At 55.3% G+C, this 6,832-nt stretch carries 7 protein-coding genes; 6 read left to right on the forward strand and 1 reads right to left on the reverse strand.

What is annotated here, in order from left to right:
* Nucleotides 1-43 precede the first annotated feature (43 nt).
* From dcyD to sdiA, 4 genes are all read left to right on the forward strand, one after another.
* Nucleotides 44-1,030, forward strand: a complete 987-nt coding sequence (gene dcyD, locus HMPREF1024_RS23805; protein WP_009307523.1) for a D-cysteine desulfhydrase — start codon at nucleotides 44-46, stop codon at nucleotides 1,028-1,030.
* Nucleotides 1,031-1,045: 15 nt separating this feature from the next.
* Entirely contained in the window at nucleotides 1,046-1,714 is a 669-nt protein-coding gene (tcyL, locus tag HMPREF1024_RS23800) for a cystine ABC transporter permease (RefSeq protein WP_002911547.1), read from the forward strand.
* A complete protein-coding gene (gene tcyN / locus HMPREF1024_RS23795; RefSeq protein ID WP_009307524.1) occupies nucleotides 1,711-2,463 on the forward strand; it encodes an L-cystine ABC transporter ATP-binding protein TcyN in 753 nt (250 codons plus the stop codon). Before tcyL ends, tcyN begins: the two co-directional genes overlap by 4 nt.
* Before the next feature lie 317 nt (nucleotides 2,464-2,780).
* Entirely contained in the window at nucleotides 2,781-3,503 is a 723-nt protein-coding gene (gene sdiA / locus HMPREF1024_RS23790; protein ID WP_002911542.1) for a transcriptional regulator SdiA, read from the forward strand.
* Between the two features lie 67 nt (nucleotides 3,504-3,570).
* Here sdiA and HMPREF1024_RS23785 read toward each other — a convergent pair whose 3' ends face one another.
* A complete protein-coding gene (locus HMPREF1024_RS23785) occupies nucleotides 3,571-3,795 on the reverse strand; it encodes a DUF2594 family protein (RefSeq protein WP_002911541.1) in 225 nt (74 codons plus the stop codon).
* Nucleotides 3,796-4,256: 461 nt separating this feature from the next.
* On the opposite strand from HMPREF1024_RS23785, the gene uvrY reads away from it, so the two are divergent.
* Nucleotides 4,257-4,913: a UvrY/SirA/GacA family response regulator transcription factor gene (uvrY, locus tag HMPREF1024_RS23780; protein WP_002911539.1), complete on the forward strand. Its 657-nt coding sequence runs from the start codon at nucleotides 4,257-4,259 to the stop codon at nucleotides 4,911-4,913.
* Nucleotides 4,910-6,742 (forward strand): excinuclease ABC subunit UvrC, encoded by a 1,833-nt coding sequence (uvrC, locus tag HMPREF1024_RS23775; protein ID WP_002911538.1) that lies wholly within the window; start codon nucleotides 4,910-4,912, stop codon nucleotides 6,740-6,742. The genes uvrY and uvrC overlap by 4 nt, the downstream gene beginning before the upstream one ends.
* Nucleotides 6,743-6,832 lie beyond the last annotated feature (90 nt).

The raw sequence follows: 6,832 nt of genomic DNA on the forward strand, positions 1-6,832 counted from the left end.
GTAACTGTGTGCATAATGAAGCATAACTGAGTCAGGAGGGGCCATGTCACTGCAAAACTTAACCCGCTTTCCGCGCCTGGAATTGATCGGCGCGCCGACGCCGCTGGAGTATCTCCCGCGTCTGTCCGATCACCTTGGGCGCGAAATTTTTATTAAACGTGATGATACGACGCCGCTGGCGATGGGGGGCAACAAACTGCGTAAGCTGGAGTTTCTCGCCGCCGATGCGCTGCGCGAGGGCGCGGATACCTTAATCACCGCCGGCGCGATCCAGTCTAACCATGTGCGTCAGACGGCGGCAGTCGCTGCGAAACTGGGACTGCATTGCGTGGCGCTACTGGAAAATCCCATCGGCACCCGGGCGGAGAACTATCTGAGCAATGGCAACCGTCTGCTGCTGGATCTCTTTAACACCCAGGTTGAGATGTGTGATGCCCTGACCGATCCCTCCGCCCAGCTCGATGAGCTGGCGACCCGCATTGAGGCGCAGGGGTATCGTCCGTATGTTATTCCGGTCGGCGGCTCCAATGCCCTCGGCGCGTTAGGCTATGTGGAAAGCGCACTGGAAATCAGCCAGCAGTGCGAAGACGCGGTGGCGATCTCGTCAGTCGTGGTCGCCTCCGGCAGCGCCGGCACCCATGCCGGATTGGCGGTCGGCCTTGAACAGCTGATGCCGCAGGCGGAACTGATTGGGGTGACCGTGTCGCGCTCGGTCGCTGACCAGTTGCCGAAAGTGGTGGCGCTGCAGCAGGCCGTGGCCAACAGTCTCGAGCTACAGGCGAAGGCTGAAATTATACTGTGGGATGACTACTTTGCCCCAGGATACGGTACGCCAAACGAAGATGGGATGGCCGCTGTGAAGCTGCTGGCGCAGCTGGAAGGTATTTTGCTCGACCCGGTCTATACCGGCAAAGCGATGGCCGGGCTTATCGACGGCATCACGCAGAAGCGCTTTAAGGATGAAGGGCCGATACTGTTCGTCCACACTGGCGGAGCGCCGGCGCTGTTTGCCTATCATCCTCACCTCTAATACAGAAACGACAGCATGCAAGAAAGTATCCAACTGGTCATTGATTCCGCCCCTTTTCTGCTGAAAGGGGCCGTCTTTACGCTGCAGCTGAGCATTGGCGGGATGTTTTTCGGCCTGGTGCTGGGCTTTATCCTGGCGCTGATGCGCATGTCGCCAGTCTGGCCGGTAAAATGGCTGGCGCGCATGTATATCTCCATTTTCCGCGGCACGCCGCTTATCGCCCAGCTGTTTATGATCTACTACGGCTTGCCGCAGTTCGGCATTGAGCTTGACCCGATCCCGGCGGCGATGATCGGCCTGTCGTTGAATACTGCGGCCTATGCGGCGGAAACGCTGCGCGCGGCCATCGCCTCGATTGATAAAGGGCAATGGGAAGCGGCGGCCAGTATCGGTATGACGCCCTGGCAGACGATGCGTCGGGCCATTTTACCCCAGGCGGCGCGGGTCGCTTTGCCGCCGCTGTCGAACAGTTTTATCAGCCTGGTAAAAGATACCTCGCTGGCGGCAACGATCCAGGTGCCGGAGCTGTTCCGTCAGGCGCAGCTAATCACCTCGCGAACCCTGGAGGTCTTCACCATGTATCTGGCGGCCTCCCTGATCTACTGGGTAATGGCGACAGTGCTCTCCTCGCTGCAGAATTATTTTGAAAACCAGCTGAACCGCCAGGAGCGTGATCCGAAATGAGTGCGATAGAAGTGAAAAGCCTGGTAAAAAAATTCCATGGTCAGACGGTGCTCCATGGTATCGACCTGGAGGTACAGAAAGGGGAAGTGGTGGCGATCATCGGCCCCAGCGGCTCGGGCAAAACCACCCTGCTGCGTAGCATCAACCTGCTGGAGCAACCGGAGAGCGGCACTATCCGCGTCGGCGATGTGACGATCGACGCCGGTCGCAGCCTCGGGCCGCAGAAAGGGCTCATTCGCCAGCTGCGCCAGCACGTCGGCTTTGTCTTCCAGAACTTTAATCTGTTTCCCCACCGTACGGTGCTGGAGAACATTATTGAAGGGCCGGTCATCGTAAAAGGTGAAGATAAGCAGGAGTCCATGGCGCGGGGGCGCGAACTGCTGGCGAAGGTGGGGCTCAGCGGAAAAGAGAATAGCTATCCGCGCCGTCTCTCCGGCGGGCAGCAGCAGCGAGTGGCTATTGCCCGCGCGCTGGCTATGCGTCCGGACGTGATCCTGTTTGATGAACCCACCTCGGCCCTCGATCCTGAGCTGGTGGGGGAGGTGCTCAACACCATCCGTCAGCTGGCGCAGGAAAAACGCACCATGGTGATCGTGACCCATGAAATGAGTTTCGCCCGCGACGTAGCCGATCGGGCGATATTTATGGATCAGGGACGCATTGTCGAACAAGGCGAGGCAAAAGCGTTGTTCGCTTCGCCCCAGCAGCCGCGTACCCGTCAGTTCCTTGAAAAATTCCTGATGCAGTAAAGCATGGGCTGGCGTGGCGGCTCAGCTTCGCGGGAGCCGCCGCGTTTAGCCCACTCTCGCGGCGGGGTAACGCCCCCGCGACATGTCTTTGCGCTATTGACTCCCACGGCCGTATACACCGCTTCCCATCGCCCTTGGCAGGGTGTAGAACATGATGGGAGAAAAACGCTATGTTTCTGTGCGGCGAGCGGGAAAATGGCAAGCCTTCAGACTAATAAATGCGACAGCTACGATATTTTATACATATAAATAAGATTTATGTGTTAGTTTTCTGTATTTATAATAATGATTATCAATCAGGAGTTATTTGCACAGCTATGAGGGACAATGATTTTTTCAGCTGGCGGCGGGATATGCTGCACCAATTTCAGTCCATGGCCACCGGCGAGGAGGTTTATAATCTCCTGCAACGTGAAACCGAAGCGCTGGAATATGATTACTACACGCTTTGTGTGCGCCACCCGGTGCCTTTCACCCGCCCCCGCGTTACGTTCCAGTCGACTTACCCCCGCGCATGGATGTCGCACTATCAGGCAGAAAATTATTTCGCGATAGATCCTGTGTTACGGCCGGAGAATTTTATGCGTGGCCATCTGCCATGGAACGACAGCCTGTTTCGTGATGCGCCGGCACTGTGGGACGGGGCGCGTGACCATGGTCTGCAAAAGGGGGTGACGCAGTGCCTGACGTTGCCAAACCATGCTCAGGGATTTCTCTCTGTCTCCGCGAACAATCGTCTGCCGGGCGGTTACCCTGAAGATGAGCTTGAGCTGCGTCTGCGAACGCTGACTGAACTAAGCTTGCTGACGCTGCTGCGTCTGGAAGATGAGATGGTGATGCCGCCGGAGATGAAGTTCAGCCGCCGCGAACTGGAAATCCTCAAATGGACGGCGGAAGGAAAGACTTCGGCGGAGGTGGCGATGATTCTCTCGATTTCGGAAAATACGGTGAATTTCCATCAGAAGAATATGCAGCGGAAATTTAATGCGCCGAATAAAACGCAAATTGCCTGCTACGCCGTGGCGACTGGGCTAATCTGAATGCGCCTGCCGTTCTGCGTGTCAGACGTGATACCGGCTGTCAGTGATACTTTCAGCCGGCACAGGATTACTGCCGATAGGCTTGTTTAATCTGCTTAACGGTGCTGGAGAATACGGCGGCCTGAGCCTCATCTTCCATCTGTGAAATCTGCTTTTCCATTTTAATAATCACGCGCCCCGCATCCGCCTGGCCCATCGCCTGCAGCATCAGCGTAATCATCGCTTTCAGGCAGGAGACTTCCTGCGCCAGTTCCTGCTTATTTTCTGCAGTGGAAAAATCTGGTGTGCTCATCGATATCCTCGTTTACTCGCTGCGCTATTGCGCTCTAGTCAATGTGAAGGCCGCGCAGTATACCACAAGCGACAGAAAAAAAAGGTGTGCTTAATTTCTGTTCTCTCATCTGAGCTGTGAATGTTTTGATGCTTCGGATAATACGTAATAGCCGTCGGCAAGCCAATAATTTCCCCCATCTATTTAGCTCGTTAATAATTGTTACATATTTTGCTTCGTATTTATGCGCTACGTAATCTGTTGTGTTTTTTGTGCCTTCTGTATGAGTATTGTTAAAAAATAAGAGCCGGGCAACTGACTGTTCTCAATGACTTTCCACTTAGTGTGCACAGACATTGCCATAAATGAGAGCCAAATCGAGGCGAGGGCATTTTTTTGCCTTTTAAAATAGCAATAAAACCCGGTAATATGTGGGAGATAAAGTATCAGTAGCGTTATCCCTCATTCTGGAGATTATTCCTTTGATCAACGTTCTTCTTGTTGATGACCACGAACTGGTGCGCGCAGGGATACGACGCATTCTGGAAGATATAAAAGGGATTAAAGTCGCTGGCGAAGCCTGCTGCGGCGAGGACGCCGTCAAGTGGTGCCGGGCTAATTCCGCAGATGTCGTCCTGATGGACATGAACATGCCTGGGATCGGTGGTCTTGAAGCGACGCGCAAAATCGCGCGCTCCGTGGCGGGCACCAAAGTGATCATGTTGACCGTGCATACCGAGAATCCTTTACCTGCCAAGGTCATGCAGGCGGGCGCGGCAGGCTATCTCAGTAAAGGCGCCGCGCCGCAGGAAGTGGTGAATGCCATCCGCTGCGTCGCGTCCGGGCAGCGCTATATTGCCTCCGATATTGCCCAGCAAATGGCGTTAAGTCAGATTGAACCCGAAAAGACAGAATCGCCGTTTGCCAGTTTGTCTGAACGCGAATTGCAGATTATGCTGATGATCACCAAAGGTCAGAAGGTGAATGAGATCTCAGAGCAGCTAAATCTGAGTCCTAAAACGGTTAACAGCTACCGCTATCGGATGTTCAGTAAATTAAACATTCATGGCGATGTCGAGCTGACCCACCTGGCAATTCGCCATGGCCTGTGTAATGCGGAGTCGTTAGCAAGCCAGTGAGTGATGTTTTTGACGCAAAAGCTTTCCTGAAAACGGTGACCAGCCAGCCCGGTGTGTATCGGATGTATGATGCTGGCGGAACCGTCATCTATGTTGGCAAAGCCAAAGATCTGAAAAAGCGGCTCAGTAGCTACTTCCGCAGCAACCTTGCGTCGCGTAAAACGGAAGCGCTGGTAGCGCTGATCGCGCAAATCGACGTGACCGTCACCCACACCGAGACGGAAGCGCTGCTGCTTGAGCACAACTATATTAAGCTGTACCAGCCACGTTACAACGTGCTGTTACGCGACGATAAATCGTATCCTTTTATTTTTCTCAGCGGCGATACTCATCCGCGTCTGGCGATGCATCGCGGCGCCAAACATGCGAAGGGCGAGTATTTTGGTCCTTTTCCCAACGGCTATGCCGTGCGCGAGACCCTGGCGCTGCTGCAGAAAATCTTTCCCATCCGTCAGTGTGAAAACAGCGTCTACCGCAATCGCTCCCGCCCCTGTCTGCAGTATCAGATTGGTCGCTGCCTGGGGCCGTGCGTGGCCGGGCTGGTCAGCGAAGAAGAGTATGCTCAGCAGGTAGAGTATGTGCGGCTGTTTCTCGCCGGCAAGGATGACCAGGTGCTGACCCAGCTCATCGCGCGGATGGAGAAGGCGAGCCAGAACCTGGAGTTCGAAGAGGCCGCGCGCATCCGCGACCAGATTCAGGCCGTCCGCCGCGTGACGGAGAAACAGTTTGTCTCCAACACCGGTGACGACCTCGACGTGATCGGCGTCGCCTTCGATGCCGGCATGGCCTGCGTGCATGTGCTGTTTATCCGTCAGGGCAAAGTGCTGGGCAGCCGAAGCTACTTCCCGAAAGTGCCGGGCGGCACCGAGCTGGGAGAGGTCGTGGAGACCTTTGTCGGCCAGTTCTACCTGCAGGGCAGCCAAATGCGCACGCTGCCGGGGGAGATTTTGCTCGACTTTAACCTTGGGGATAAGACGCTGCTGGCCGACTCGCTGTCGGAGCTGGCGGGTCGTCGAATCAATGTGCAGACTAAGCCGCGCGGCGACAGAGCGCGTTATCTTAAGCTGGCGCGGACCAACGCCGCGACAGCGTTAACGACCAAATTGTCTCAGCAATCGACCATTCATCAGCGTTTGCAGGCGCTGGCCAGCGTACTGGAGCTGCCGGCCGTCAAGCGAATGGAGTGTTTTGACATCAGCCACACCATGGGCGAACAGACCGTAGCATCCTGTGTGGTGTTTGACAGCAATGGCCCACTGCGCGCGGAGTATCGGCGCTACAACATCACCGGCATTACCCCTGGCGATGACTATGCGGCGATGAATCAGGTCCTGCGCCGTCGCTATGGTAAAGCGATTGATGACAACAAGATCCCGGATGTGATCCTGATAGACGGCGGCAAGGGACAGCTGGCCCAGGCGAAAGCCGTGTTTGCTGAACTGGACGTCCCCTGGGATAAACATCATCCGCTGCTGCTGGGCGTGGCGAAAGGTAGCGATCGAAAAGCGGGTCTGGAAACGTTATTCTTTGAGCCGGAAGGGGAAGGGTTTAGCCTGCCGCCGGATTCGCCGGCCCTGCATGTGATCCAGCATATTCGCGATGAATCGCACGATCATGCGATCTCCGGGCATCGCAAAAAACGGGCGAAAGTGAAGAGCACCAGCTCGCTTGAGACTATCGAGGGGGTGGGGCCGAAGCGTCGTCAGATGCTGCTGAAGTATATGGGTGGGCTGCAGGGGCTACAGCAGGCCAGCGTCGAAGAAATTGCTAAAGTACCGGGCATCTCTCACGCTCTGGCAGAAAAGATCTTCTACTCGTTGAAACATTAGGGGCTCTGTAGCAACATAGGGCTAATTTTTACTTACAACAGATAGTTACCCGTCACTATGCAATTTAATATCCCTACGTTGCTTACTCTG

It is taken from the genome of Klebsiella sp. 4_1_44FAA (assembly GCF_000238715.1).
GTDB classification, from domain to species: domain Bacteria; phylum Pseudomonadota; class Gammaproteobacteria; order Enterobacterales; family Enterobacteriaceae; genus Klebsiella; species Klebsiella pneumoniae.